Genomic DNA, 22,012 nt, shown 5'->3' with positions numbered 1-22,012 from the left:
CCTCCTTTCTCTACCTGCTATGCCTGGAACACCCAGCACTTCACGCTCGCGCCGTTGAGGCGGATGCGGGAGCGCACGGTGCGGTTGGCGTCGACGAACTTGCGGGTCTTGCTGGCCTTGAGGTAGCGCTTGAGCTCGCGCAGTTCGGGCACGCGGAGCTTGTATTCACCGCAGGCCCGCTCGAAGTCCTTGAGGTTGATGGCGATCAGATCGCCCTCGCCGCCGTAGTGATCGAGTACTGGCTCGGCCCTGAGCCCCTCGAGGTAGTCGACGGCTTCCCAGAACTCGGCCACCAACGGGTGATCGGCGTTGATCGCTTGCTGGCGTTCCCGGGCCATCTGCCATACCTGCCCGCAGGCGAGGTCGGTGGTCTGGGCGTCGAACAGGCCCAGGCCATCGGGGCCCAGGCACTCCACCAGGGCCAGTAACTGGCCGTGGCACTTGGCGATGCGCAGCACCTTGACGTCCGGGTCATCGGCGAGGCGCTCGGCGTAGGTTCTGGCGCGCTCGTGAATCAGCGTGAGCAGCTCGGCCTCGCGTTGTGCCACGTCCAGGGCGAACTGGCTGACGTGCTCGATTTCGGCCTTCTCCAGCGCCTCGGCGAGCTCCTTGGTCTGGCGGTTCTGCCCCTCGCGAGTGAAATGCAGGTGGCAGATGCGGGTCTGGATCGCCTCGCCGGCCTGCACGGCGGCGTTCTGGCTGATCACGATCGAGCCGCGAAAGGGGGGCTCGTAGGTGTCGTTGCCGCTGTTCTTCACGCCCCGGGCGCGGATCGAGCGGCCGTTGAAGGCGGTCTTGAGTTCATCCCAGTCGAACTGCTTCTGCTTGGCGCCGCCCTCCTGCTCGCGGTCCGACTCGATCAGCACCACCGGCAGATTGGAGACCTGGGCGAAGTTCCGGCTGCGTGCCGGCATGGTCGCCTTGGAAGGGTCGAAGCCCTCGTAGTCCCGGCGACCCACCAGCTTCCACAGGAACTCGATCAGCGTGGACTTGCCGGCGCCGGCCTCGCCGACGATCTCGAGGAAGGGAAACGAACCCATCTCGGCGCGGATCTGCTCGGCGAGCAGGCTGCCCAACCAGTAGGCCAGGGCCACCACGCCCTTGCTGCCGAAGGCGCCGAGCAGCTGGTTCGTCCAGCGGGTCTGATAGGCCTCGCGATCCGGGTTGAGGTGCAGGGTCACCGACTGGCTCAGGGTCTTGAGCTGCTTGCGCGGACCGAGCTCGAAATAGTCCTCGCTGTTGATGCGCACCAGCTTGCCGCCGGCCACGGCCAGGTCGCCGAACACATAGGCGCCGTGCTCCTTGCTGTAGCCGATGTAGTCGATGGTCTCGACGGTCTTGATGTTGCCGATCTGGTCCTGAAGCAGGGTGTCGAGCTGCTGGCTTGTGCCGGTCCAAACCGCGCCCGGGGCCACGCCAAGCAAGCGCTTCTTGTACTCGGAGGCACTGGCCAGCTGGCCGCCGCTGAAGGTGTTCTTCACCGGAGCCCGGCCGTCGGGGAACTCGACGCGATAGTAGTACCAGCTCTCGTCGGTGACGGCGTTGGCCTGGTAGTACAGCGCCGTGGGGAAACAGGTACAGATACGCTTGACGTTGCCGGCCTGCTCGAGGGCGGCATCGCGGATCGCCGGGTTGAGGCTCTGCTGGTCGCCGCCGTCCTCGCCCTCGGCGCGCACCGCGCGATCGAAGGCGTCGACGTCGAGCTTCCACCACCACACCTGGCGCTTGTACTCGAACCAGAATTCCCGGCGCTCGGTGCGCTTGTAGATGATCAGTGCCTTGGCCATGGCCGAAGGGGCCAGCAGCAGGGCACCGTGGTAGCGGTAGGTCTCGCGGTGCTGCTCGGTGAGCTCGTCGCGCTGGTGGCAGTCGTTCCAGTCGTGGCGGCCGCCGCCGGGGACCAGTGCGGCGCGGCACTCCCAGCCTGCCGCCCGGGCCCGCTGGACGTGCTTCAGTGTGGCGTTCTGACCGGCACGGTTACCGTCCAGCGCCCACACCAGGGTGGGGCGCGCGGTACCGGCGGCATGGGCGGCATCGGCCAGGGCCTTGAGCGCAGACTCCGGGTAGTTGGCGCAGCTCATCGCCGAGACCGCGGCGATGCCATGGTGGTAGAGGGCGATGGCGTCGAAGATGCCCTCGACGATCCACACCGCGCCGGCCTCGACCAGGTCGGCGGCCGTCAGGGTCGGCGGCTGCCACCAGTTGCCCTTGTACCGGCCGACGAAGTTGGCCTTCTGCTTGCCGAAGCGCTCGGGATTGTCGAGCAGCCGTTCCCATTAGGCGCCGCCGGGCAGGGCGAAGCGCACCGTAGCCGTGCCGCCGATGTTGGGCTTCCAGTAGCTCTCCTGGGTGTACCAGCCCTGGATGCGCTCCAGCTCGAAGCCGCGGCCGTCGCGCAGGTAGCCATCCGCCACCGGGGTGGCGCTGGCCGGCGTCTTGTGGGGCGATTGATCGGGGCGGGGCGCGTAGCGCTCAGACCAGGAGGCGAAGAACTCGGGGAACAGCTCCTTGACGTGGAGCTGACTGCCACAGTTGTTCTCGCGCCCGCACTTCAGCATCCACGGCGCCTCGGTGGCGATGTAGGCCTCCCGCTTGCCGCAGTCGGGGCATTGCACCTTCTGCAGGTACGGGCCGCGCTCTTCGGCGCGGTAGTCGCGCATCAAGCGCGCGAGGATGTCCTGGCGCAGCGATGGATTCACGCTGAGCCTCCTATGCCGTGTGAGTGAGAGTTACTGCGCGAGAGCGGCCGGCTGAGCGTTGACTACGCGGGCCTTGCCCTGGTCGCGGGCCTGCTCGAGCAGGTGCAGCAAGTCATCGGTGGTAAAGGCCACGGCGCGACCGGTCAGGGTGCGCAGCACCACCACATGCGCGGTGGTGGCATCGGCATCGATGTGGGCCAGCTGGCTGACGCTTGAGGTCTCGGCATAGGCCTGAATGGCCTGCACCTCGGCGCTGCGCTGGCTGACCCCGGTGGCCTCCATCAGGTAGGCGGTAAGCCCCTCGATGGCGGCGACGCGACCCAGTGAGTGGCCGTGGCGGAACATCCACTGAATGGCCAGGTTGTGCGGGTCCAGCTGGTGAACGGCGGCGCGTGGGGTAAGCAGGGTAGAAACATGGGTCATGGTGAACGTCCTTGTTGATCAGTCGTTGGCCGTGGCGTTGGCAAGCAACAGGTCACGCAGCCGAGGTAACAACGGCAGCGATACCGTGGGGTTGGGTGAGTCGCTGGGAGCAATGGTGTGGGTGATCTCCATCGAGACCTTGCCGCGCCACCCGCAGTCTGGGTTGCGGCACTCCAGCACCGCCTCGCGATACACCGGTGTCAGTCCCTGGCTCTTGCGAATGCGCGCCGTCTGGCCGCAGTGCGGGCAGGGCAGACGGTGCTTGTTCTGAAACGAGCTCAACAGTGGCCTCCTTTCACGTCGTAGAGAGCGCGGCCTCGACCAGTCAGGCCCTGGGCGCCGCGGCGTATGCGCCGGCGCAGCAACCATTCGGCAGCCTGTTCGCGGGTCTCCAGGCCCTGCTGTTCGCAGATGGCGTCGAGAACCGCCTTGGCCTGCTGGTCGAGATCCATGGTGTGTTCCGGCATGCGTGACCTCGGATGCACGGTGGAAAAGGGGGCGGCGATCAGCCGGCGTTAGGGGCGACACTGCTTTCAAAGGAAGCGAGATCGATGCCCAGCACGTCGCGCGCCTCTTTCATCATCATCTGGCGCATCACCTCGGCCTTGGGCACGCCCAGGTAGTTGGCCAGCGCGGTGATCACGTCGGCCTCGTACTGGTCGAGGTAGACGGTGGCCTTGGTGCGAATGCGTTTCGGGTCCTGGTACATGGCGGATGTCCTTATGCAGCAGGTCAGGAATGAAATGGGTTCAGGACCGAGAGGCCTTCTCGGTTTCGGCGTCGTACTGCTCAATGCCCTTGACCAGAAGCATGCGGGCGGTACTGGACAACGAGCGCATCTCCAGCTCGGCGATGGCTTCGAGTTTCTCGCGCTCCAGTGGGGTGACCTGGACCATGACTTGTGCGGTACAGCCGCGCGGAGAGCGCGACACCACGGGGCGAGGTCTGTTGTCGTCATTACTCATCGGGTAACCTTCTCTAAGGTTGTCTAAGACTACGTTTGTAAGAATGGAATCAAATGATTCCATTGTCAATGGGAAGATGAAATCTAATGGATTCTATAGGGATGCGTTTGCGTGAAGAGCGGGCCCGGTTAGGTCTTTCGCAGACCGAGCTCGGAGACATCGCCAGCATCACGAAGAACACCCAGATGCTCTATGAAAGCGATAAGCGCAGCCCTAAAGCGGACTACCTGTCGGCTGTAGCATCGGCGGGGGTAGACGTGAGGTATGTAATCGAAGGCATTCGTTCGGATTCCTCTTTGTCCCGGGAACAGGCCGCCTTCCGCGTCGAGGATGGCTCCCCGGTTGGCCTGGGCAGCCAGACGCCGAGCCCCGAGGCAGTGCCGGTGGCGATGTACGACATCGAAGCCGCCGCCGGTGCCGGGCGCAGCTTCGAGGGAGAGCCGATCAAGACGACCCTGTATTTTCCCGCGCAGGATCTGGCGGCCCTGGGGCTGCCGCCCGCCCGAGTGGCCGGCATCCAGGTGCGCGGCGACTCGATGGAGAACACCCTGGCCGATGGCGACTGGGTGCTGGTCAACCTGGCCGATACCGACTATCGCCAGGAAGGGGTATTCCTACTGCTTGTCAGCGGCGAGCGGCGCATCAAGCGGGTGCAGCGCCTGGCCGGCGGCGCGTTGTACCTGATCAGCGATAACGAGCACTACCGCCCCGAGATGATCCCGCCCGAGCGCATGCGCGAAGTGGAGATCCTGGGGCGCTGCGAGGTGCGCATCGGGCGGATCTCGTAGCCGGGGTTATTGCAATAATGCAACAGCGGCGGGAAGCCGCCGCGATCGATAAGAACGCCCGGAAAGGGTGTCAATCACCAACGCAAGGAGGCGCAGGGAATGAAAGCGCGATTCCTCCCGCTGGCAGCCATGTTGTTCAGCGGCATGGCTGCCGCCGCTAATGTCAGCAGCATCGTGTATGGGCTTGATGCCGGTGCTGATGTTCAACGCCAAGGGGCCGAGATCACCATCGTGACCACCGCTCAGCGAGTCACCCCGCATGACGCGCCCTTCACCGAATTGATCCCCGCTCTCTGCGACTCCCCGGAAGCTTTGGCTGGTCTCGAGAAGGTGATCGTGCTCAACCAGCACGCCTTCCAGGGGGTCGAGTTCTGGACCTATGAGGAAACGTCGGACCTGCGTGGCACCTGCGAGAAGATCGCTGGGGGCATTGCGCTCCAGGGCTATGCGGTGATGCATTAAAGATTCAAAAATATATAGATTTACTACCAAGGGTTCATGGATGCAGGTTTCGCTGACAGGATTTAGTGTATATTCGAAAAACTCTTATGTGACCTTGCCTTACTTTTTCAAGTATTTGGAAGGTACAAAAAACTCGCGCAAGATAGAGTACGAGCACTGTGCCAGGTATTTTTTCTTTAATGATAGTTTCAATGATGACTATCGACTTGGCATGATTATAACAGTAAAAAATCAAAAGTCTTATCTTAAATTTAGGGAGGCAGGTGGGAGCTACATTATAAAAAGGGAGAATCTGCACGGGGAAGAAAAGCTTCTAGAGTTTAATTTTTTTGTTATCAAGAAAGACAATGGCCTTGGTATTTATACACATTACAATAACTCTTGCTCTGTAAAGGAGTTGGGTAGTATTTTTAGGTCTTGGTTTTATGAGCTTAGGGATGGGTTGAAAGAGAGGAATGTAAAACATCCCGATGCCAATTGGCCAATGAAGGGGATTGATTATATTAGGAGGAAATCTGGCAATAAGTACAAAGGTCGACTTTACTTCTCAATAATTACGCGGAGAGAAGGGCTGCAGGAAGTTCTCGCTGCTATGCGTAAAATTAAGAATGTGGAGGTTATGCTTGATGCTATAGTGCCTTCCGAAGCTATCCCTGGTGTTCCTATTGTTAATAAATCAAGGCGTGTTACACAGAAGTTTACGCTGGGTCCGGGATGGCCACTTCAGGCGCTTATTGATGATGTCGTTGAGCTTTCAGATCTGGATGGGCTCCAGAAAGGAAGAGTTCTTTGTGAAGGTCCTGATGGCCGTGAGATTCCTGTCAAGTTTTTTAACTCTCCTAGCAATTTTGGAGAATATGACTACGATGAGCTTACAAAGATGATTGACAATCTTCGAGCCGAATATTTTTTTCGGCATCAGATTTTTGATGAGCTGATTTCAGTTATGGAAAACGAAGACAATGATGAGATATTTGGTTCGGAAGTGGAAGAAGATTAGATCATGGTTTGTGAAAAAAAGTTTGCTTAGCCAGGTTTTCATGATGGCAGCTTCTTCTTTTGCTATGATTTTTTTAGGGTTTTGTGTTGCTGCTTTCTATTTGACCAGTAAAGTTGAGTGCCTTTATGATGAAAATTTCTTTGGATACTGCGTGACTATATTTCATTATCATATGAATGGGTTTTCGGAATATTATGGAGAGAATCTCCGAGGTCATCTTTTTGCAGGTTATATATCGTTAGGGGCTTTTTTGTTGTCCTTGAAAGCATTTATAATTATTAGTATGAAACACAATGTCTATGATAGTGATGCTTATAAGGAGCTTCATGGTAAAAAGATTAGAGGTCGAAACATTTCGCCTGAGCAGTCAAGGCGGGAACGATATGCTCCTCTTCAACAGTTGAGTGATTTTATTTATTACGCTATTGTTTTTTCGCTGGTTGCTGCGATAGCCCAGGTCTCAATTGGTTTGATTGAGTCAATATATGCGACTTTGTTTTGTTTATGGCTGGTGATTTTTGCAACTTTTCTTCTCTTTAATTGTTTGAGGATCATAAAACAAAATCTCGATGTCTGGTTAACTCACTAGGGGGGATGTGCGGCCGCTTCGCTCTCTATAGCCCATATCCCAAGCTCTCCAAGGCTCTGCGCCTATCTCTGAAACCGGGAGAGCTGACGCCGCGCTACAACGTGGCGCCGGGAACCTGGATCACCGCGGTGCGACATCTCAGCGATGACGCGCCGCTGGTGATGGACGAGGTTTGGTGGGGCTACCGGCCGCACTGGGCGAAGGAGAAGGCGCCCGAGCCGATCAATGCCACCGTCGAGAAGGTGGCCACCTCCAACTACTTCCGCGGGGCGTTCGCCCATCACCGCTGCCTGGTGCCGGCGGATGGCTGGTACGAGTGGCTCCCGGTGGACGGCAGGAAGCAGCCGCACTTCCTGTGACGCGAGGACCGCGAGCCGATCTGGCTGGCGGGCATCTGGAGCGAGCGGCCGGACGGCAAGCCTGGCGCCATCCTCACCGAGCCGGCCCGCGGCGTGGCGGCGGAGTTTTACTCGCGCATGCCGCTGGCCTTGGACGCCGAGAGCCTGGAGCCTTGGCTCGATCCCCACCTGACCGATCGTGAGACGATACGACACGTCATGCACCATCTGTCCGCCGAGCGGATTACCCACTGGCCCTTGAGCACGCGGGTGAACAAGCCGACCAATGACGATGCCGGCTTGATTGAGATGCAGGTTAACTGATAATTGGCGAGTGGCTGCTACTTGAGGTATTCACTGACCGTCGTTTTTAGCTGCTCCTTGTGCTGGAAGAGGTCACTGACGGAGTCTATATCGATGCGACTTTCTTTCTTTTCGTTGAAGAAGCCTACTCGCTTGACCGACTTTGCGTTGAAATGAAAGCGGCAGATCGGTTTCCGATTATTATCGTCGAGAAGGACGGCGCAGTAGGACTTTGCATCCCGCATGGCGATTCTGCTGACATCGATCTGTTCCGCGAGGAGTGACCGGACGATGTTGTAGGCGTCGATCTCCTCTTGGGTGGTGATGATACCGTCATCCTCTGTCTCTTCGCCCTGCGAGGGGGTTTCTTGATCAGTGGTGGGCTGAGGTATATCAATATCGTTGCTTGCCAAGGCGCCACGTAAGCGCTGGGCGACTTGTTCCTTGATGTACAGCTTGCCAGCTTCACTTATGATTGGGGTAAACTCCTCGATTACTTGACGTGTCTGGCGCCCCTCATAGACCTTGCCCACGATGAACTTGACGAACTCTTCCGGTGTGTCTTTGAAGACTTCATCAATAGCCTGTTTGGCAAGGTTGGTGTATTTGAGTCGATTTGCCGTTCCGAGAATGGCGTCTACGTCGAAGTTGGGCTTTGTGAATTTTTGAAGTTCTTCGATATCCTGCTCGTTGAAGTCTTCCAAGTCGAATGTGAAAAAGAGACGAGTATCTAGCTTGTTCTCAGAGTCCAGGTCAGAGTAGAAGCGGTACTCAAAACCGTTGGTCAAGATAGCGAATTTGGCATCCGTACAGGCAAAGTACCGGTAGAGTTGGTTGTATTGGACATTGGCGAGGTTGGTACCCAGTGGCTTGCATTCCATGAGGATCGAGATGTTGCCATCGGCACGAATGGCGTAATCGACTTTCTCACCCTTCTTGGTGCCTACATCCGCTGTGAATTCGGGGACCACCTCGCGTGTATCAAAGGGATCGTATCCAAGCGAGCCGATAAACGGCAGAACCAAGGCTGTCTTGGTCGCTTCCTCGTTCTTGATATGGTCAATCTGTTCTTCACCGCGGCGTGCGATGCCGTTCAGTTTCTCGCTAAGGTCCATTGTGCCTCCCTGCGTTTCTGTTTTTGATGGCATTTCTAGTCTTACACTACTCGACTTTACCGCTACGTACCAAAAGACCAAAGTCAAATCAGAGCCCTGTCGGGGTCATGCCTTGGTATGAGCCAGCCGCTCTTTGATGTCGAGCCTGCGACCGACGTAGTCCTCCGCCGGCGAGGGGAAGCCGGAGATGCCGGCGCGGATGGTGGCTAGCGGAGGGGGCAGGGCGTGGTATGGCGGTGCCTCTTGTCAAGTACTGTTTGTTTGTACAGTATTTGGCAGCAGCACACCTTTAGGCAAGCGCAAATATGAACAGTGCGCCGGGGTCGTAGGAGGCCGGGCCGGGCGTGGCGCGGCTGCTGGCGGGATCACGAATTGGCAGGGACGATATGCGAGTGAACTACCTGGGCCCGGCGTGTCTGGGCATCGACCACCCCGCGCTGGAAGGCTACGACCTCTCACGCTTCCGCCCGAGTTGCTACCTGGTGGAGGTGAGCGAGGATGCCGGTGTGGGCGGCCCGCTGATGGAAGGCGACCTGCTGGTGGTCGACGAGCAGAAGCCAGCCCAGCACGACGACCTGGTGGTGGTGGAACTGGATGGCGAGCAGCGGCTGTTCAGCAGCCACCGGATCGGCGGGCGAATGCGACTGATCCCCACCGCAGGGCCGAAGGAGTCGATCTGGGCGCGGCATTCTGATTTACGGGGAGTGGTGGTGCGGAAGGCGCGGATAACGGCGGCGTGATGTAGGCAATCTCCCACACGGCACGGCGGAAACCGCCTACGGCGAGATGTCCGACTGGCGGCAATGCTTGGGGCGTGACGTCGAAGCATGGGCGCCCGGGATGGATCCCGGGGACCGCTGCCAGGGAGGCCGAATGCGTCACCGTCGAGCTCAGCATGTGGCCAAGGACGGCCTACACTCGCTTGAACGCGACCATCTCGATACTGTTCTCTGATGGTTATTCGGCGCCTTTTATCTCGCACTGCACACGCGTCCCGAAGCCACTCTCGCCGAGCGTATGCTCCACCTCCGTGACCAACCAGGGCGTCGCGTCGATCTCCGGTTTGAAGCCGCGCACCCGCAGCAGTGACTCGGGCAGCACGTCCGCTCTCCCGTGGGCCAGCGTCAGCTCGAACTCGGCCAGCCCGCGTTGTAGGCGGCGCCATTCGGCCCGGGCGGCGTCCAGGGCGTCGGCCTCGCTGGCGTGGGTGGGGCGCAACTGTTTGGCATTATCATCGCTTCCCGCCAGGACGATCTGTCGCTCGGCGCCCTGGGTGTCGTTCCAGTAGGCCTTCACGCCGGTGTAGCTGTCGCGATCGGTGATACTGTAGCGGTGCTGGGCGCCGTCGCTCCGGGTCAGGCTGATCGCCGGCATCGTCAGTCCGCTGGCGGTGAGCGCCTCGCCGGCGAGGGTGAACAGCATGCGCCCGGCCTTCACCGCAGCGATGGCATCGAATCGTTCGCCGAGCCGGGTCAGGAAGTTGAGATCCGATTCCTCGGTCTGGTCGATGTGGCCGACACGAATCCCGCCCAGCGTCTGGCCGATCACCGGCTCCAGGCCATGGCGCTTGGCGATGGTGTCGACGATCTCCTCCAGTGTGAGGTCGTGCCAGCTGAAGGTGCGTTTGCCGGGCAGCTGGCCACGCATGTCGGCCGAGCGCGCACGCAGGGTGAGCTGATCGGGTGAGCCACTGTGCTGAACCTCGTCCACCGTGAACAGGCCCTTGTCGATCAGCCCCTCGTCCTGCCATCCAAAGGCCAGGCGCAGCGTGGCGCCACGCCGGGGCAGCGCCAGGGCGCCATCGTGGTCGGCCAGGGTGATGTCCAGCTGGTCCGCCTCGAGGCCGCGTTGCTCGCTCAGGCGCAGATCGATCAGGCGGCCATTCAGGCGCGGGGTGATGTCCTCGCCGGCGAGGGTGAGGCGATAGCTCGGGCGACGGTAGCGGTAGGGCGTGGCGTTGTCGCGAGACGAGCTCATACAAAGGCCCCCGCGAAACGGGCGACGCCGTAGGTGGTGAGGTTGCCGATCAGGTCGGTGCGCTGGTCGTCGACGTGCTCGAGGGTGATGGTGAACTCGATCTTCTGGGCCGCGCCATCGCGAAAGAAGGTGCTTGAGGTCTCGTTGACGCCGGTGATGACCCACAGGCCATACTGCCGGCCGGTGCCCTCGAGCAGTGGCCAGGCCTTGCCTTCGTCGGCCATGTCGCGGATCTCGTCCAGGTCGAGCCGGCCGCCGGTGAACTCCGGCAGCAGGGTGCCGGATAGGGTGATGGTGTCGGCCCCGGGCCCCACGAACTGGTAGGCCGGGCGATCGCCGACCCGCGACTGGCTGGCGTGGCGCCATTGCGTAGACCGTTGTAGTTCTTGGTATGGTATAGAACGAGTCTGAAAAACGAACATTCCGAGTGCCATTAGCATGATTTTTACCGATCTGAAGGATAGATTTTTACTTCTTCGAGAAAGAAACCGTAAAAAGGAATTCTTTAAGACCGAGCTCTGGGTTAGAACGGTGTTTCATTATTTTGTTCAGGTTTCAGTCCTATCGGTCATGGTTGTAGGGTTTTTCAAGGTGATTGCGAATAACGGTTCTGTATCTGATTTTGCACTGTACACTGCGATGAAGCGTGTAGGTGTTGCCGATATTTTAACTCTGCTCGTTGTAGTTTTTGGGGCTTCTTATTTCAAAGGAGTTAGTCGAGTTGGTGCTGCTGTATTAGTAATTCACACTGTCGTACTGGTGGTCTCTACTCGTGTGTTTCAGATTATTTCTCCTGACTTGATTTTTTCCGAGCAGGTGTATGGGGTTCAAATAGCACTATCGAGTGCTTTAGTGCTTCTGCTGGTCTCATTGCTAGGAGTTCCAATAAATGTGATTTTTGTCTTGCTAGACTCCATGTTTAATCAAGGTCCCGCATCGAAGACCGACGCCGTGCAGCCTGCTCCTGCTGCCTCCGATCTAGCTCGAGACTTACGGCTCTCGCGATCGCATGCTCGTCGCCACCGGGGGACGCGTAGATATTGATAGTGATACTGTCGCCGGCCGCCTGGGCGCTGGGTGCCGGGGCGGACAGTGCCGGGCGGCGGTCGATGGGGATATCCGCGGCGGCGGGCATTGCCAGGCTGCCAATGGCCAGGCCGGCACCGGCCCGGGCGACCCGCTGGGCGATGTCGCGTACCCGCTTGGCGGGCTCGTCGCGTTGCCGATCGAGGCCCACGTTCAAGCCATCGACGGTGTGACCGCCCAGTTGGGCGAAGACGCGAGAGGGCGAGCGGATGTCGAGCACGTCGGCGAACCAGCCCTTCACGCTGTCGGCGATGCCCACCACTCGATCCCTGAGCGCGGCGATCTTGCTGGTCAGGCCATCGATCAGCCCCTCCACCGTCCAGTTGCCGAACTGGGCGAACACCCGCGAGGGCGAGTTGATGCCCAGGGCGTCCTTGAACCAGTTCTTGATGCTCTCGCCCATCCCCACGATGGCGTCGCCGAGCCGGCTGAGGCCGCCGGTGATACCGCCTATCAGGCCGTCGATAATCGCACTGCCAAGCCCAGTGAGGGTGACGGGTAGCTCGATGCCGAGGGCACCAAGGGCGGTGGAGATGCCGCGCCACAGCAGGCCGAGGGGCGACCAGTTGACGAGCAGCTGCATGACACCGCCGATGCCATCGGAGAACGCCGCCTTCACATCAGCCCAGCGCTGGCCGAACCAGGCGCTGATCTTGTCCCAGTTGCGGTAGACCAGGTAGGCACCGGCGGCGAGGGCGGCCGCTGCGGCGACGATGCCCATGATGGTCAGTGCCGCCGGGTTGAGGGAGAGCAGGGTAAGGGCGTAGCGCACGGCCGCAATGGGCCCGAGGATGGAACCTAGCACCACCATCAGCGTACCGCCCACGGCCACCAGCGCCGTGACGGCGGCGGCGGCCTTGGCGAGGGTACTGGCCAGCTCGGGGTTTTCCTTGATCCAGCCGGTCACAGCGTTACTCACCGCAATGATTTCATCCTGGACGTCATCCAGTACGCTCATAAAGGCGCCCGACAAGGCGCGTTGGATACGCTTGAGGGCATCGCCGGCATTGTTGTCCAGGGTCTCGCCCATCTCGCGAGTCGCGCCGACGACTCGGCCCAGCCGATCCTCGGTGCCGGAAAGTGCCTGCAGGAACTGTGGGATCTGATCGACGGAGAGATCTTCGATCGGCGTGCCGAACAGCGCGATGGCGGTGTTGGCGCGTGTGGCCGGATCCTTGATGTCAAGCAGGCTGCGAGCTGTGGTCAGCAGGGCCTGGTGGGCTCGGTCGCCGCCGCTGGCGATGGCGTTGGCCATCTGCTCGGCATTCAGCCCGATCGTCTCATAGGCCTCGACGCTGGCCTTGCTCATGTCTGAGCCGCGGATGGTGAACTCCTTGAGGGCGTCGCCGGTCTTGTCGAGGGCGAACTTGCCCTGGTCGGCGGCGGCGACCAGCAGCCCCATGGCTTGATCACCATCCATGCCCAGGGCACGGAAGTTGGTGCTGTATTCGTGAAGAATCTCGGGCAGCTCCTGGCGCATGCCCACCGACACTTCCTGGAAGCCTCGGGTCATCAGGTCGAAGGCGGCAGTGGCGTCCTTGGCCAGGCCGTTCTGGACCATGATGCCGGCTGTTTGCGCGGCCTCCGTCACATCGATGCCGAAGGCGTCCGAGAGTGTCAGGGCGCGCTCGGTGATCGCCTGTAGCTGGGCGCTGGATTGGTCTTCCAGTGACCCGAAGGCCGCGCCCAGGGCGCCCACGGCATTGGTCACCTCCTCGAGTCCTTCGCCGCGGCCGGTGCGGTACACGCCGGTGATCACCTCGCGATAGCGCTCGGCGGCCTCGGTACCTTCGCCGAACTGCGCGGCCAGGCGTGAGCCGCTCGCCTGGTTGCTGAGTGCCTGAGCGCTCATGGCGGTGAGCGCAACCCCGCCGGTGGCCGCACCGGCGGCGCCGGCCCCGGCGATGCTCCTGCCGCGTGCCGTAGCCCGCTGGTAGCGCTTGGCGGCATCGGCCGCCTGGCGTTGGCGGCGCGCCGTTTCGCTGAGCTCATGCTGCTGTTGTCCGAGCTGCTGGTTGGCCTGCTGAATGCGGCGGGTCAGTTCGCGCTGCTGATCGCTGTAGCTGCCGGTGACACCCTCCACGCGATGCATGGAGGTACGCAACTGCTGCAGCTGCCGTTGTTCGCCTTCGTAGCGCTCCTTCAGCTTGCGGGCCTGGCGGATGGCGGCGTCCCGCTTGCGAGACAGCGCCTGGGTGCTGCCCTCGGCATGCTCCATCTGCCGCGAGAGCTCGCGGATCTCGCGTTGCTGTTCCTCGAGCGCGGTGCTGGTCTGCTGTGATTGCTGCTTGAGCTGGCGAAAGCCCCTGAGGTCCTTCTGGGCACGCTCCAGGGTGCGCAGCTCATCCCGGCTGGCCTTGAGTGCCTGGGCGGTCTGGCCGCTGCCTTCGGTGATTTTCTTGAGCGGGCCGGTGGCCTTGTCGATCGCTCCCAGCAGCACTTCGAGTTTGAGCGGTTTGGCCACCGGCGGCTCCTGTCAGTCGTCGTCGCCCTGGGTGCGGCGACGGGCGCGGTCGCGCCATTGCATCAGTTCGGTGAGGGAGAAGCCGTCGCAGTCCGCCGGCGTCCAGTGGAAGGTGACGGCGAGGTCCGCCATCGCCTCCTCGACGTGGTCGGGCAGACTTACTCGGTCTCGCCCTTGGCCCGCTTCGTCAGCAAAAAACCGGCGATGACTCCGCCGATCTGCACCAGGTCGGCGGGGTCGAGGTGTCGCATCTCGGGCTCGGTCAGCGCTGGGCTGGACAGCCGCGGGGTGATCTTCACCAGGGCGTCGACCTGGAGCTGCAGCACGTCGGACAGGGCCACGCCACGCAGCTCGCCGGAGGTCGGCTTGCGCACGGAGATCTCGTCGATGGTGGTCTCGCCGCGCGCGATCGGCGTGTCGAGGGTGATGGTCTCGCTGATGGCCTGGGCGGTCTGTGCCTTGGTCATGGTGTCTTCCTATGCAATGGGGGGAGTGATGGGCGGCGCGCCCGCCCTGGCCGGCGCGCTCATGTGGGTTGGGGGTTAGAGACATGCCTCTACAGGCCAAGCGCCTTGCGACGCTCGGCGTAGCGGTCCTCGCCGTTGACCTTGAACACCAGGCCCGGCACGTCGATCTCGATGACGGTGCTGCCGTCGATCTCGAGCTTGTAGTAGCTGCAGGTGGTGGTGACCTGGTGGGCGGTGTTGTCGCCGGCCTTGGCGTCGCCCATGGCGATCTGCTGGTGGCGGCCGCGCACCACCACGGTGACAGCGGAGGTCTGGCCCACGTCGTCGCGTTCGTAGAAGCCCTCGAAGCGCAGCAGGTCGGCGTCGAGGCGGTTGGTGCCGAAGTTATCGAAGATCGCCGGCACCAGGCCGCCGATGGTCCATTCGAAGGTGAGCTTCTCCATGCCCAGGTCGATGTCGACCGGCGCATCCATGCCGCCGCCGCGCCATTCCTCCATCTTGCGCGCCAGGGCGGGCAGGGTCAGGGTGTCGACCAGGCCTTGCCAGTTGTCGCCATTGCCGAACAAGTTCAGGTCCTTGAGTTTCTTGGGCAGTGCCATCGTTGGCGCCTCCTATAGGGTCCCGGTGCTGAACCGGTGGTTAGCCGTTGATCCGTGCGGCGAAGTCGACCAGGTACTGATCGGTGATTCGCTGCTGGAACATGAGGTTTTCGAGAGGCGGCACGGGGGTGTAGTCGTAGTCGATGTACAACTTGCCGGCCTTGAGGGTGGTCTCGCTGTTGGACTGCTCGTTGAACCAGGCGTTGCCGTCGATGATGTAGCCCAGCGCCTTCCACTCGCGGAACTTGGCGTTGATGCCCTCGATGATGTCTTTCACCAGCGAGGCGTGCATGGGCTTGTCGACGGCCCACAGGTAGGCTTCGGCCATGGTGTCCGCGACGACCTGCGCGGTCCTCGTATAGTTCTCGAACGGGAAGAGGCCATCGGTGTCGCAGGTGCGCGAGCCCCAGAAGCGGAAGCCTCCCTGGTTGATGAGGGTGGTGACGTCGGCGGCGTTGAGCACCCCGGCATCGGTCGCAGGGTTCTGCAGGTCCCAGTAGACCTCCTTCGATAGCCCGCTGACGCCGTTCACCGGTACGTTCGACAGGGTCTTGTGCCAGCCCACGGTTTCATCGAGCTTGGCGCGCAGCCCCAGGGCCCGGGCCACGGCGGAGAGCTCGACGGTCTCGCCGGCGGTGGTGTCGAAGCCGGTGAACTCGGGCCAGATCACCATCACCTCCCGGGCGCCGAAGTTCTCGCGGTACATCACCACCTCGTCGACGGTGACACAGCCGAAGGCGCTGACGTAGGCGAAGGCGCGTAGCTGCTGAGCCACGCCGATCAGCTCGGCGGCCACGTCGGCGTCGTCATGCCCGGGCACGCCGAGGATGCGCGGCTTGATGCCGAACGACTGCTGGGCCGAGAGCAGTGCCTTGATACCGGTCTTCTTGCCGGTGGTTGCGTCGACACCGCCGATGACGTTGGTCTTGGTTTCGGCCTCGTCCAGGCCCTCGGCGACGCGAACTACCACGATCAGCGGCTTGGCCTGGTCGGCGATGGCATCGAGGGAGCGGGCCAGGGTGCCGGTGGTGCCGGCCTTGCCGAGCGCCTCGTAGACGTCGGTGACCAGCACCGGGGTGTCCAGGGGGAAGAAGGCGGTGTCGGCATCGTCGGCAGTCGCGACGAGGCCGATCACCGCCGTGCTGACGGTACGGATCGGGCGCGTGCCTTCGTTGATCTCGATGACGCGCACACCATGGTGATAGTCGGTTGCCATGTGGGCTCCTGCGCAGGGCTTGGTACGGTTCAGCGGAAACGTGAAATCACGCTGGTATCGTGCGGCGCAGGGAGTGCCGGGGTAAGCGGCGGCGGGTGTAAGAGGCGGGATTCACACCACGGGATGATCAAGCCCGCCAAGTGGCGGGAAAATTGCGATCCATAAGTTAGTCGGTAGGTGGATCTATAGTTTGGGCGGCCTCATAGATGTGTCTGATTTCTTCCACAACTGTTTCTACGCAAAGCCTACCCCCTAACCAATGACCATTTTCGTCTATCACGGTGGAGATGGCATCTGCGGTTACTCCGGGTCTCGGAGCCCCATCCCGCACGAACTTCTCTTGATGCTTTCCTTGTCCTGCTAGATAACCTCCATGGCCATGGGCGTGCTCAATCATGTCTCTGAGCTCTTTTCCCTCACCCTTCATGTGACGAGCTCTGCTATAGGGGGGCTGTATGCTTGGAAACATATGCTGTGCCCGGCCAAGCAGACGAAGGGTGTTACCCATGGTCACGATGAAGTGATATGCAGCTAAGTCCGTATGACTCTGGATCTTATCAGCCTCTTGTTGTGCTGCCTTCATTTTCTCAAGGGGAGCATCGAACATCTTGTCCAATGCATCTTGGCTTGACCGGCTCAAGAATAGATACTTCTCAGCGTCTTGGAGGCAAGCCCAGAGCCAGAAATTGAGCTGTTGGTGATCAAACCAGGTCGCATCATCTGGCGTAGGGTTAGGGTACTTACTTGGCATGCTAAAATCCCTTTGATGGCGTAGGCTCGAGCCCAGCTTATCGAATCAGTTGACTTCAACATAGTCACACTTCCAGCAGTTTCTAAAACGATCGGAAAAATATTCGCCATTTTAGTGAGCTGCTCACTTACATTTTAATGATGTGGTTCACCACCACGAATGGCGGCATGTTGTTGTGGGCGGCGCCGTTGCCGGCGGTGCCACTCTGCACCGTGGCGCTGCCGGTACCGCTGGCCACCGGGGCGATGCCGTCGCTGCCGGCGGTGCTGGTGGTGTCGGTATCCACGAGGTGGCCATGCTCGGGCATCTCGCCGACGCTGAGCGCGTGGTCCTCCTCGCCACCGACATCGCCCAGGGCGCGGGCGGTGAGGCTGGGGCCGGTTCCAGCGCCCAGGGCGTGGCGACCGCGCAGGTCGGGCAGTAGCGGGTTGCCGCTGCCGTCGTCGCCATAGGGGCTGCCGGCGTCGAGCAACGCCTGGCGAAGGTGTTCGGCGGTGCCGCTTGTGAGGGCCGCGCCGTCGCACAGCAGCCACCCGGTGGGGGCGGTAGCCAGGGCGTAGGGCAGCACGGTGCCGGTCATGCCCTCCCACATCTGTAGGATACGGCTCATGCGGGGGCCTCCTGATTGGTGAGCAGTTCGGCGACGTCGGGGTTGTCGGCGAGGAATTGTTTCAGCTTCTCGACAGGGTCGTCGTTCTCGGTTTGCTCGGACGTGTGGCGCGGCCGGTTCACCAACTCCCAGGCGGCGCCATTCCAGCGCGGCCACTGGTGGTTGGGATGGTCATCCGGTGGCGGCGTAGGGGTGCAGCGCGCGGGGATCAGGTACATGCCGGGCTCGAGGGGCGATTCGTCGGCCTCTGTAGGGGCGACATAGAGCCCGGCATGGTCGTATTGGTAGACGAGCATAGTCACCTCGCTCAGTACTTGATGCAGGCCAGCAGGGCCCGGTTGCGTGGACGGGTCTCGTTGCCGCCGGTGTGGCGGATGGTGCGCTCGTCGGCGGCACCCACGTAGTCTTCGGCATCGTCGCGATATAGACCTGGGGCCAGCTTCTGGCCGCTATTAGTGCCGCGATCGTTGCCGTAGAGGGAGTGGTTGTGCGAGCGCAGCTCATCGGCCTGCCAGCTGCCGAAGCCGCGGCCACCATCGACTCCACGGCCGTCGTCCCAGCCACGCAGGAATTCCCCACGGAGATCAGGCAGGTTGAAGGTGTTGAAGCCGTCGCCGTTGCCGAACGTCGTGCCGATCGCGGAGAACAGGGTGGCGTAGGCGGCGCGGCTGACCGCGGCGCCGTTGGCTTTGAGCCAGCCGCTGGGGGCGGTCTGGCGAGCGAAGTGGGCGACCATTCCAGCCGGGGCCTTCTGGTCGGCCTCGGCTTTGCTGTAGACGCCCAAGTTGGCGCGGGCGGTGGGCACGTCCTGCAGGTCGGCGAGGTTCTTGCTGCGCTCCAGGGGCGCGGGGGCCGAGCCGCTGGGCTCGTTCTGCACGGCATAGAGCTCGGTGCCGGCCGGGTAGCTCTTGCCCAGGGTCAGGCGGGTCTCGACGATGGCGTCGGGTTGCCACTGGTCGACACCGCTTCCCTCGAGCAGGCGCACGCCTTCGATATAGACCGCCAGTCCGTAGGTGGTGGTGGTGGCGAGATCGATCACCGTCTGGCCGTCGGCGAGGGTCTGGCGCTCGTCGATGATGTCGACGGTCACATTGATCACGTCCGGATCGACCCACTCGGTATCGCCGTCGGTGTTGCTCTTCTTGATCAGCTGCTGCCCGGTGGTGCCGCCGGGGATCAGGGTGCCGGCGGTGATGTTGTTGCTGATCCAGGTCTGGGTGGCGACGGCCACGTTGGGGTCGACCTGCAGGGTGACCACCTCGGCGTTGCTGACAAGAAACTCAACGCGCACCACGGTATCGGCATAGGCACCCTCGGCGTCAGTGGGCTTGTAGGTGTCGGGAAGATTGCCGACCACAAAAAGGCCGCCCTGGTCGTCGTACACCCCGATCTCGCGCAGTACGAATCCACCTTCCGTTGCCGGGATGACCAGTTCGGCGGTGAAACGAGTGTTCTCGACCGGGTCTTGGTAGATGCGGTTCGGGGCGTCCCTGAAACGCTCCCGGACCAGGTTGGTCTGGCCTTCACTCGGCGCTACCGGCTGGCCATTGCCGTCGCCTACGGCCATCGCGACCAGGTTGATCGGTGTACCGGTGGTTTCAGCCTTGGCCAGGCAGGTGAGGCCATAGGTAGTGTGGATTGTCTTGAAGGGCATAAATACTCTCTAGAAAAATAGTCGACCAGTGCGGACAGTCCATGATTCAGTGTTCGACAGCGATATTTTCCGCGAGCAAAGTAACCGTAAGGCGGATAGAGTCTCCCGATCTGTTTTCTATGTAGATGCCTCCGTTAGTTACATCGACTGACACAGTCGTGTTTCCGGAAGTTCCTGTGCTTCCATCCAATTCGCCAGTGATTCCGTCAGTTTTTCCGCCACTGCTAATGGTTATTATATTGTTTTGGATGAAGTAAAAAATCCCGTGATGGAACTGTGATCCTGATGCGACAAAAAGGTGACCCTTTAACCCCGGGGGATCAAACCGATAAAAGTCGTTGTTGGGGATGGAGACCGTAAATGAATAGAACCCCATAGCTTTTAACGGTTCCTTAGGGGACGGTGATACCAGTGTGCCTGTCATTTCATTATCTCCTTACCCTAAGATGGTATTTCCTGAAAAGAAATTGCTGTGGTTGCTGGGGTCATTGAGTATTAATTTTTTGACATTGTTTCCCTCAACCAGCATGTTGGTGTTTCCTTTAGATAATCCCACTGAGCCAGCGAGGTTGTTGATTAACCATGTTTTATCAGTTTCCTGTATTGACACTCCCCCTTCCATCCTGTTATCCGTTATATAAAGTCCCGTAGCGCGTTCCACTCTCAGGTCACCGCTAGCGTTATCATATAATATGTTTCCCTCAATAATGCCACTAACGCGACCGAGGATGGTCACAGCATTGTACGATCCTGTGTATCTCGATCCCGCCACGACATTTCCTTTGAAAACAAAGCCGCGAGAGATTCCCGTCTCAATATCTTCGGAAAAGGCAATGCTGAAAACCCCGTTTGAGCTGACGAAGTGGTTTCCTTCGAATACAAGGTTGTCGTGCTGATTTTCCGATGTAGAGCTTTGAAATCCGAGAAAACTTCCACATTCACGGACCACGTTGTTCTTGAAAAGTAGGTTATGAAAAGAGCCCGATAGATATATGCCATGGCTCTTGCAACCTTCAATAGTATTACCTTCAATATCAATAAACCAGGTGCGGGGGTTTATGCCAAGATAGCAGCCAGAGACAGTGTTTCCCTTAATCTTAAGATGCTCGACATCCGTGTGAGTGGCAATCCCCGCATGGGATGACGAGTATCCTGAACTTGAAAGGTCACCATAATTTCCCGTTATAAAATTACCCTCGATATTTATAAATCGACTCACTCCGTAGTATTTGTTATCTAGAGAAGATGATAAGTGCGAAGATATTATTCCATGACGGGCGTTAACGACCTTATTATGAGTGATGTCCACGAAATAACTGGATGAATATGAGATTCCGTAAGACACCTTGGAGTTAGTTGTACCAATTTTGTCAAGATACACTTCGTTGTTTTCAATGGAAGCGTGGTAGCAAGAGATAACCTCGATGGACTTGCCATCACAGCGTTCCATAACGCAATCACGCACCGACACATTTCTACCAAAGAAGATACCAATGCCAAGATCTCCACCAGAATTCTCCACCGGGCGCCCGCCTCCGATAACGCGTAAACCTTCGATTATGATGTTTTCGACTGGATGTTCCACAATGCGTACTCTCGCACCGTTTGCCACGGAGTAGCCTTTCAACTCGTAAATAATGGTATCCAGAATGATGCGATTATTGCTAACGTCCACCTGCTGGACGATGTTGAGCTGTCCGCTCTTTACGCCAACCGACGTGTCCGGATACGATCCCTCGTCGTTCATGCTCACTTCGACAAGATCTCCCTCCTTAAACTGGGATGCGTCGTGAACATGAATGGCGTTCTGGCCATACACTGCATCCTGTGTCAGCAGGATGACTGGTGAGGAAGTTCCTCGGAAAGTAACCAGCGCCTGGTCGCCGTTCACTGGTTCGGTACGTTGAGAAAAATCCAGCACCCCGGTGCCTCCGCCGTAAAGCCGAGTGTTCGAATGCCCATTAATCTTCCCGAGAAGGGTAATGTGCCTTCCCGAAATATCTAGGGTACCGCCACCGATCTCGCCCAGATAATCCATCGCGGCCTGAACCCTTTTAGTCTCGTCTTCTCCATTTCCTAGAATGCCGAATGCTCCAGCCGTAAGTAACGAGTCAAGCCGCCATTGCCCTGCAGACCGCGTAAAAATTGATCCTTGTATGCTGACTGTCTGCCCATCCATCAGAGCGCTGCTATTCATCTCATCTAACTTAGTCATGCTGTCTACATTGATGGTGCGCACTAGATTGGCATCGAACGCCTGCACCTTCAGGGTGTAGTCACGCAATCCATCGACTACCCGCATGTCATAAACACCATCCGGCGCGGCGAACTGAATAAGACCGTCCTCGTTGGCGTAGAACGGGACCGGCAGGGGGTTGCCATCCTTATCCTCGAGGCCCGTTGCGATGGTGGTGCCACCGGCCTCGTAGACGTACACCGTGGCATTGGGAATCACGTTCCCTTCGATGTCCTGGGCGAAGAAGTGTTTGAGTTCCATGGTGTTGTG

Annotated in this window: 26 protein-coding genes and 1 pseudogene; 6 read left to right on the top strand and 21 right to left on the bottom strand. The window is 59.9% G+C overall.

From position 1 onward, the window contains the following. Nucleotides 1-17: 17 nt before the first annotated feature. The 7 genes from RM463_RS03870 to RM463_RS03840 form a co-directional block, all read right to left on the bottom strand. Complete coding sequence (locus RM463_RS03870) at nucleotides 18-2,150, bottom strand: toprim domain-containing protein (protein ID WP_311429049.1); 2,133 nt, start codon at nucleotides 2,148-2,150, stop codon at nucleotides 18-20. A 126-nt stretch (nucleotides 2,151-2,276) separates the two neighbouring features. After that, entirely contained in the window at nucleotides 2,277-2,699 is a 423-nt protein-coding gene (locus tag RM463_RS03865; RefSeq protein WP_311429048.1) for a hypothetical protein, read from the bottom strand. Between the two features lie 30 nt (nucleotides 2,700-2,729). Then, a complete protein-coding gene (locus tag RM463_RS03860; protein WP_311429047.1) occupies nucleotides 2,730-3,122 on the bottom strand; it encodes a hypothetical protein in 393 nt (130 codons plus the stop codon). Nucleotides 3,123-3,140: 18 nt separating this feature from the next. Next, nucleotides 3,141-3,404 carry an ogr/Delta-like zinc finger family protein gene (locus RM463_RS03855; RefSeq protein WP_311429046.1) on the bottom strand — a complete coding sequence of 88 codons (264 nt, stop codon included), beginning with the start codon at nucleotides 3,402-3,404 and terminating at the stop codon, nucleotides 3,141-3,143. Continuing rightward, nucleotides 3,401-3,589 (bottom strand): hypothetical protein, encoded by a 189-nt coding sequence (locus RM463_RS03850; RefSeq protein WP_311429045.1) that lies wholly within the window; start codon nucleotides 3,587-3,589, stop codon nucleotides 3,401-3,403. Before RM463_RS03850 ends, RM463_RS03855 begins: the two co-directional genes overlap by 4 nt. A 38-nt stretch (nucleotides 3,590-3,627) precedes the next feature. Then, the gene (locus RM463_RS03845) at nucleotides 3,628-3,831 is read right to left on the bottom strand and encodes a hypothetical protein (RefSeq protein WP_311429044.1); all 204 of its coding nucleotides are present in this window, start codon (nucleotides 3,829-3,831) and stop codon (nucleotides 3,628-3,630) included. Nucleotides 3,832-3,871: 40 nt separating this feature from the next. Continuing rightward, on the bottom strand, nucleotides 3,872-4,087 hold the full coding sequence (locus RM463_RS03840) for a hypothetical protein (RefSeq protein WP_311429043.1): 216 nt from the start codon (nucleotides 4,085-4,087) through the stop codon (nucleotides 3,872-3,874). 296 nt (nucleotides 4,088-4,383) lie between these two features. Here RM463_RS03840 and RM463_RS03835 point away from each other — a divergent pair, with 296 nt between their 5' ends. From RM463_RS03835 to RM463_RS03815, 5 genes and pseudogenes are all read left to right on the top strand, one after another. Continuing rightward, nucleotides 4,384-4,875 carry a S24 family peptidase gene (locus RM463_RS03835; RefSeq protein ID WP_311429042.1) on the top strand — a complete coding sequence of 164 codons (492 nt, stop codon included), beginning with the start codon at nucleotides 4,384-4,386 and terminating at the stop codon, nucleotides 4,873-4,875. Between the two features lie 99 nt (nucleotides 4,876-4,974). Continuing rightward, nucleotides 4,975-5,337 carry a hypothetical protein gene (locus RM463_RS03830; protein ID WP_311429041.1) on the top strand — a complete coding sequence of 121 codons (363 nt, stop codon included), beginning with the start codon at nucleotides 4,975-4,977 and terminating at the stop codon, nucleotides 5,335-5,337. A gap of 40 nt (nucleotides 5,338-5,377) precedes the next feature. After that, nucleotides 5,378-6,337: a hypothetical protein gene (locus tag RM463_RS03825; RefSeq protein WP_311429040.1), complete on the top strand. Its 960-nt coding sequence runs from the start codon at nucleotides 5,378-5,380 to the stop codon at nucleotides 6,335-6,337. A gap of 43 nt (nucleotides 6,338-6,380) precedes the next feature. Continuing rightward, nucleotides 6,381-6,926 (top strand): hypothetical protein, encoded by a 546-nt coding sequence (locus RM463_RS03820; RefSeq protein WP_311429039.1) that lies wholly within the window; start codon nucleotides 6,381-6,383, stop codon nucleotides 6,924-6,926. A 5-nt stretch (nucleotides 6,927-6,931) separates the two neighbouring features. Continuing rightward, nucleotides 6,932-7,588 (top strand): annotated as a pseudogene (locus RM463_RS03815) (SOS response-associated peptidase). 17 nt (nucleotides 7,589-7,605) lie between these two features. On the opposite strand, the gene RM463_RS03810 reads toward RM463_RS03815, so the two are convergent. Then, nucleotides 7,606-8,682: a type I restriction endonuclease gene (locus RM463_RS03810; RefSeq protein ID WP_311429038.1), complete on the bottom strand. Its 1,077-nt coding sequence runs from the start codon at nucleotides 8,680-8,682 to the stop codon at nucleotides 7,606-7,608. A gap of 386 nt (nucleotides 8,683-9,068) precedes the next feature. On the opposite strand from RM463_RS03810, the gene RM463_RS03805 reads away from it, so the two are divergent. Further along, on the top strand, nucleotides 9,069-9,422 hold the full coding sequence (locus RM463_RS03805; protein ID WP_311429037.1) for a S24 family peptidase: 354 nt from the start codon (nucleotides 9,069-9,071) through the stop codon (nucleotides 9,420-9,422). A 217-nt stretch (nucleotides 9,423-9,639) separates the two neighbouring features. Here RM463_RS03805 and RM463_RS03800 read toward each other — a convergent pair whose 3' ends face one another. The 13 genes from RM463_RS03800 to RM463_RS03740 form a co-directional block, all read right to left on the bottom strand. Then, nucleotides 9,640-10,659, bottom strand: coding sequence for a contractile injection system protein, VgrG/Pvc8 family (locus RM463_RS03800; protein WP_311429036.1), 1,020 nt, complete (start codon nucleotides 10,657-10,659; stop codon nucleotides 9,640-9,642). Then, nucleotides 10,656-11,099 carry a phage tail protein gene (locus tag RM463_RS03795; RefSeq protein WP_311429035.1) on the bottom strand — a complete coding sequence of 148 codons (444 nt, stop codon included), beginning with the start codon at nucleotides 11,097-11,099 and terminating at the stop codon, nucleotides 10,656-10,658. Before RM463_RS03795 ends, RM463_RS03800 begins: the two co-directional genes overlap by 4 nt. A 479-nt stretch (nucleotides 11,100-11,578) precedes the next feature. Continuing rightward, the gene (locus RM463_RS03790; protein WP_311429034.1) at nucleotides 11,579-14,209 is read right to left on the bottom strand and encodes a phage tail tape measure protein; all 2,631 of its coding nucleotides are present in this window, start codon (nucleotides 14,207-14,209) and stop codon (nucleotides 11,579-11,581) included. 12 nt (nucleotides 14,210-14,221) lie between these two features. After that, nucleotides 14,222-14,341 (bottom strand): GpE family phage tail protein, encoded by a 120-nt coding sequence (locus tag RM463_RS03785; RefSeq protein ID WP_311429033.1) that lies wholly within the window; start codon nucleotides 14,339-14,341, stop codon nucleotides 14,222-14,224. Between the two features lie 26 nt (nucleotides 14,342-14,367). Continuing rightward, the gene (locus RM463_RS03780; protein WP_311429032.1) at nucleotides 14,368-14,676 is read right to left on the bottom strand and encodes a phage tail assembly protein; all 309 of its coding nucleotides are present in this window, start codon (nucleotides 14,674-14,676) and stop codon (nucleotides 14,368-14,370) included. Between the two features lie 89 nt (nucleotides 14,677-14,765). Further along, a complete protein-coding gene (locus RM463_RS03775) occupies nucleotides 14,766-15,275 on the bottom strand; it encodes a phage major tail tube protein (protein ID WP_287165193.1) in 510 nt (169 codons plus the stop codon). 40 nt (nucleotides 15,276-15,315) lie between these two features. Next, nucleotides 15,316-16,491, bottom strand: coding sequence for a phage tail sheath protein (locus RM463_RS03770; RefSeq protein WP_311429031.1), 1,176 nt, complete (start codon nucleotides 16,489-16,491; stop codon nucleotides 15,316-15,318). A 166-nt stretch (nucleotides 16,492-16,657) separates the two neighbouring features. Next, nucleotides 16,658-17,242 carry a hypothetical protein gene (locus RM463_RS03765; protein WP_311429030.1) on the bottom strand — a complete coding sequence of 195 codons (585 nt, stop codon included), beginning with the start codon at nucleotides 17,240-17,242 and terminating at the stop codon, nucleotides 16,658-16,660. Nucleotides 17,243-17,369: 127 nt separating this feature from the next. Beyond that, on the bottom strand, nucleotides 17,370-17,852 hold the full coding sequence (locus tag RM463_RS03760) for a tail fiber protein (protein ID WP_311429029.1): 483 nt from the start codon (nucleotides 17,850-17,852) through the stop codon (nucleotides 17,370-17,372). Further along, nucleotides 17,849-18,148, bottom strand: a complete 300-nt coding sequence (locus RM463_RS03755) for a hypothetical protein (RefSeq protein ID WP_311429028.1) — start codon at nucleotides 18,146-18,148, stop codon at nucleotides 17,849-17,851. Before RM463_RS03755 ends, RM463_RS03760 begins: the two co-directional genes overlap by 4 nt. 11 nt (nucleotides 18,149-18,159) lie before the next feature. Then, nucleotides 18,160-19,506, bottom strand: coding sequence for a phage tail protein (locus RM463_RS03750; protein ID WP_311429027.1), 1,347 nt, complete (start codon nucleotides 19,504-19,506; stop codon nucleotides 18,160-18,162). A 46-nt stretch (nucleotides 19,507-19,552) separates the two neighbouring features. After that, complete coding sequence (locus RM463_RS03745; RefSeq protein ID WP_311429026.1) at nucleotides 19,553-19,930, bottom strand: hypothetical protein; 378 nt, start codon at nucleotides 19,928-19,930, stop codon at nucleotides 19,553-19,555. A gap of 12 nt (nucleotides 19,931-19,942) precedes the next feature. Beyond that, entirely contained in the window at nucleotides 19,943-22,003 is a 2,061-nt protein-coding gene (locus RM463_RS03740; RefSeq protein ID WP_311429025.1) for a right-handed parallel beta-helix repeat-containing protein, read from the bottom strand. Between the last annotated feature and the right edge of the window lie 9 nt (nucleotides 22,004-22,012).

It is taken from the genome of Halomonas sp. LES1, assembly GCF_031846005.1.
GTDB lineage: Bacteria > Pseudomonadota > Gammaproteobacteria > Pseudomonadales > Halomonadaceae > Halomonas.
This window is presented reverse-complemented; position numbering and strand designations above follow the sequence as displayed.

What these genes read in the sequence shown, in the direction of transcription:
- RM463_RS03840 (WP_311429043.1), bottom strand. Translation starts at nt 4,087, where the DNA reads ATGAGTAATGACGACAACAGACCTCGCCCCGTGGTGTCGCGCTCTCCG.
- RM463_RS03760 (WP_311429029.1), bottom strand. Translation starts at nt 17,852, where the DNA reads ATGAGCCGTATCCTACAGATGTGGGAGGGCATGACCGGCACCGTGCTG.
- RM463_RS03750 (WP_311429027.1), bottom strand. Translation starts at nt 19,506, where the DNA reads ATGCCCTTCAAGACAATCCACACTACCTATGGCCTCACCTGCCTGGCC.
- RM463_RS03860 (WP_311429047.1), bottom strand. Translation starts at nt 3,122, where the DNA reads ATGACCCATGTTTCTACCCTGCTTACCCCACGCGCCGCCGTTCACCAG.
- RM463_RS03785 (WP_311429033.1), bottom strand. Translation starts at nt 14,341, where the DNA reads ATGGCGGACCTCGCCGTCACCTTCCACTGGACGCCGGCGGACTGCGAC.
- RM463_RS03795 (WP_311429035.1), bottom strand. Translation starts at nt 11,099, where the DNA reads ATGCTAATGGCACTCGGAATGTTCGTTTTTCAGACTCGTTCTATACCA.
- RM463_RS03805 (WP_311429037.1), top strand. Translation starts at nt 9,069, where the DNA reads ATGCGAGTGAACTACCTGGGCCCGGCGTGTCTGGGCATCGACCACCCC.
- RM463_RS03775 (WP_287165193.1), bottom strand. Translation starts at nt 15,275, where the DNA reads ATGGCACTGCCCAAGAAACTCAAGGACCTGAACTTGTTCGGCAATGGC.
- RM463_RS03745 (WP_311429026.1), bottom strand. Translation starts at nt 19,930, where the DNA reads ATGACAGGCACACTGGTATCACCGTCCCCTAAGGAACCGTTAAAAGCT.
- RM463_RS03830 (WP_311429041.1), top strand. Translation starts at nt 4,975, where the DNA reads ATGAAAGCGCGATTCCTCCCGCTGGCAGCCATGTTGTTCAGCGGCATG.
- RM463_RS03765 (WP_311429030.1), bottom strand. Translation starts at nt 17,242, where the DNA reads ATGCCAAGTAAGTACCCTAACCCTACGCCAGATGATGCGACCTGGTTT.
- RM463_RS03755 (WP_311429028.1), bottom strand. Translation starts at nt 18,148, where the DNA reads ATGCTCGTCTACCAATACGACCATGCCGGGCTCTATGTCGCCCCTACA.
- RM463_RS03800 (WP_311429036.1), bottom strand. Translation starts at nt 10,659, where the DNA reads ATGAGCTCGTCTCGCGACAACGCCACGCCCTACCGCTACCGTCGCCCG.
- RM463_RS03780 (WP_311429032.1), bottom strand. Translation starts at nt 14,676, where the DNA reads ATGACCAAGGCACAGACCGCCCAGGCCATCAGCGAGACCATCACCCTC.
- RM463_RS03850 (WP_311429045.1), bottom strand. Translation starts at nt 3,589, where the DNA reads ATGCCGGAACACACCATGGATCTCGACCAGCAGGCCAAGGCGGTTCTC.
- RM463_RS03820 (WP_311429039.1), top strand. Translation starts at nt 6,381, where the DNA reads ATGGCAGCTTCTTCTTTTGCTATGATTTTTTTAGGGTTTTGTGTTGCT.
- RM463_RS03810 (WP_311429038.1), bottom strand. Translation starts at nt 8,682, where the DNA reads ATGGACCTTAGCGAGAAACTGAACGGCATCGCACGCCGCGGTGAAGAA.
- RM463_RS03740 (WP_311429025.1), bottom strand. Translation starts at nt 22,003, where the DNA reads ATGGAACTCAAACACTTCTTCGCCCAGGACATCGAAGGGAACGTGATT.
- RM463_RS03770 (WP_311429031.1), bottom strand. Translation starts at nt 16,491, where the DNA reads ATGGCAACCGACTATCACCATGGTGTGCGCGTCATCGAGATCAACGAA.
- RM463_RS03825 (WP_311429040.1), top strand. Translation starts at nt 5,378, where the DNA reads ATGCAGGTTTCGCTGACAGGATTTAGTGTATATTCGAAAAACTCTTAT.
- RM463_RS03845 (WP_311429044.1), bottom strand. Translation starts at nt 3,831, where the DNA reads ATGTACCAGGACCCGAAACGCATTCGCACCAAGGCCACCGTCTACCTC.